The following is a 3,260-nucleotide window of genomic DNA, read 5'->3' as shown; positions in this document are numbered from 1 at the left end:
AAATCCCCCAAACCTTTCGATTCAGGGGATTCCTTTTATTTGAACCTGGCGGTGCCCTACTCTCACATGGGGATTCCCCACACTACCATCGGCATTACAGCGTTTCACTTCTGAGTTCGGAATGGATTCAGGTGGGACCACCGCACTCTTGCCGCCAGGATAATTCTTTGATAACCCTACTTCTTGCTATCTCGTTTCTTGTTCTTTGTTTTTTCTTTCTCTGTTCTTATCGGTCACAAGCTGAATACTGCTTTCTCTATCTCGCCCATTCCTTTGTTTGTCATCTGTTTGCTTAGTTGTCTTTCATTTCACTTCACCCAAAAACACTTGAGTGTTGTATAGTTAAGCCTCTCGGGCAATTAGTATGGGTTAGCTCAATATATCACTATACTTACACACCCCACCTATCTACGTCTTAGTCTTAAACAACCCTTACACACTTTCGTGTGGGAGAACTCATCTTAAGGCAAGTTTCGTGCTTAGATGCTTTCAGCACTTATCTCTTCCGCACTTAGCTACCGGGCAATGCGTCTGGCGACACAACCCGAACACCAGTGGTGCGTCCACTCCGGTCCTCTCGTACTAGGAGCAGCCCCTCTCAATTCTCCTACGCCCACGGCAGATAGGGACCGAACTGTCTCACGACGTTCTAAACCCAGCTCGCGTACCACTTTAAATGGCGAACAGCCATACCCTTGGGACCTACTTCAGCCCCAGGATGTGATGAGCCGACATCGAGGTGCCAAACACCGCCGTCGATATGAACTCTTGGGCGGTATCAGCCTGTTATCCCCGGAGTACCTTTTATCCGTTGAGCGATGGCCCTTCCATTCAGAACCACCGGATCACTATGACCTACTTTCGTACCTGCTCGACTTGTCTGTCTCGCAGTTAAGCTTGCTTATACCATTGCACTAACCTCACGATGTCCGACCGTGATTAGCAAACCTTCGTGCTCCTCCGTTACGCTTTGGGAGGAGACCGCCCCAGTCAAACTACCCACCAGACACTGTCCGAACACCCGATTAGGATGTCTCGTTAGAACATCAAACGTTAAAGGGTGGTATTTCAAGGACGACTCCACAAAAACTGGCGTTTCTGCTTCATAGTCTCCCACCTATCCTACACATCAAAATTCAATGTTCAGTGTCAAGCTATAGTAAAGGTTCACGGGGTCTTTCCGTCTAGCCGCGGGTACACCGCATCTTCACGGCGATTTCAATTTCACTGAGTCTCGGGTGGAGACAGCCTGGCCATCATTATGCCATTCGTGCAGGTCGGAACTTACCCGACAAGGAATTTCGCTACCTTAGGACCGTTATAGTTACGGCCGCCGTTTACTGGGGCTTCGATCAGGTGCTTCTCTTGCGATAACACCATCAATTAACCTTCCAGCACCGGGCAGGCATCACACCCTATACGTCCACTTTCGTGTTTGCAGAGTGCTGTGTTTTTAATAAACAGTTGCAGCCAGCTGGTATCTTCGACCGGTTCAACCTTCACGTGCAAGACGCTACAATCTACGCCGGCGCACCTTCTCCCGAAGTTACGGTGCTATTTTGCCTAGTTCCTTCACCCGAGTTCTCTCAAGCGCCTGAGTATTCTCTACCTGACCACCTGTGTCGGTTTTCAGTACGGTTTAGTAAAGCCTGAAGCTTAGTGGCTTTTCCTGGAAGTGTGGTATCGGTTACTTCAGCCCCTTAGGACCTCGTCATCATCTCTCAGTGTTAATAAGTGCCCGGATTTGCCTAAGCACTCCACCTACTAACTTAAACGTACACATCCAACAGTACGCTAACCTAACCTGCTCCGTCCCCACATCGCAGCTTTACCAAGTACGGGAATATTAACCCGTTTCCCATCGACTACGCTTTTCAGCCTCGCCTTAGGGGCCGACTCACCCTGCCCCGATTAACGTTGGACAGGAAACCTTGGTCTTCCGGCGAACGGGTTTTTCACCCGTTTTATCGTTACTTATGTCAGCATTCGCACTTGTGATACGTCCAGCAAACCTCTCAGTCCACCTTCTTCCGCTTACACAACGCTCCCCTACCCAACAGACTTTCGTCTGATGCCGCAGCTTCGGTGCTATATTTGAGCCCCGTTACATCTTCCGCGCAGGCCGACTCGACTAGTGAGCTATTACGCTTTCTTTAAATGGTGGCTGCTTCTAAGCCAACATCCTAGCTGTCTAAGCCTTCCCACTTCGTTTCCCACTTAATATAGACTTTGGGACCTTAGCTGGCGGTCTGGGTTGTTTCCCTCTCCACGACGGACGTTAGCACCCGCCGTGTGTCTCCTGAGTATCACTCTTTGGTATTCGCAGTTTGCATCGGGTTGGTAAGCCGGGATGGCCCCCTAGCCGAAACAGTGCTCTACCCCCAAAGGTGTCCGCTCAAGGCTCTACCTAAATAGATTTCGGGGAGAACCAGCTATCTCCCGGTTTGATTGGCCTTTCACCCCCAGCCACAAGTCATCCGCTAATTTTTCAACATTAGTCGGTTCGGTCCTCCAGTTAGTGTTACCCAACCTTCAACCTGCCCATGGCTAGATCACCGGGTTTCGGGTCTATACCTTGCAACTCAACGCCCAGTTAAGACTCGGTTTCCCTTCGGCTCCCCTATTCGGTTAACCTCGCTACAAAATATAAGTCGCTGACCCATTATACAAAAGGTACGCAGTCACCCATAAGGGCTCCCACTGCTTGTACGTACAAGGTTTCAGGTTCTATTTCACTCCCCTCACCGGGGTTCTTTTCGCCTTTCCTTCACAGTACTGGTTCACTATCGGTCAATCAGGAGTATTTAGCCTTGGAGGATGGTCCCCCCTTCTTCAGACAGGATATCACGTGTCCCGCCCTACTTCTCGTAAGCTTAGTACCACAAAAGCATTTTTAAGTACGGGGCTATCACCCTGTGTCGCTAGGCTTCCCAGCCTATTCCTCTAACGCTTTCGCTATCACTTACCGGCTCCTCCGCTTTCGCTCGCCGCTACTGACGGAATCTCGGTTGATTTCTTTTCCTCGGGGTACTTAGATGTTTCAGTTCTCCCGGTTTGCCTTTCATTACTATGGATTCATAATGAAATGATGGATTCTTCATCCATCGGGTTTCCCCATTCGGATATCTTGGATTAAACGCTTCTTATCAACTCATCCAAGCTTTTCGCAGATTAGCACGTCCTTCTTCGCCTCTGATTGCCAAGGCATCCACCTTGTACGCTTAGTTACTTAACTATACAACCTCAAATGTTTTCTACAC

Annotated in this window: 2 rRNA genes; both read right to left on the bottom strand. The window is 49.4% G+C overall.

Annotated features, from left to right (window positions below):
* Positions 1 to 43 precede the first annotated feature (43 nt).
* Positions 44 to 159, bottom strand: a 5S ribosomal RNA gene (gene rrf / locus BKK50_RS10935).
* 179 nt (positions 160 to 338) lie between these two features.
* A 23S ribosomal RNA gene (locus BKK50_RS10930) occupies positions 339 to 3,235 on the bottom strand.
* Positions 3,236 to 3,260 lie beyond the last annotated feature (25 nt).

It is taken from the genome of Rodentibacter rarus, assembly GCF_001998965.1.
In the GTDB taxonomy this organism is placed as follows: domain Bacteria; phylum Pseudomonadota; class Gammaproteobacteria; order Enterobacterales; family Pasteurellaceae; genus Rodentibacter; species Rodentibacter rarus.
The sequence above is the reverse complement of the archived record's forward strand: the minus strand, read 5'-3'. Positions and strand labels throughout refer to the sequence as shown.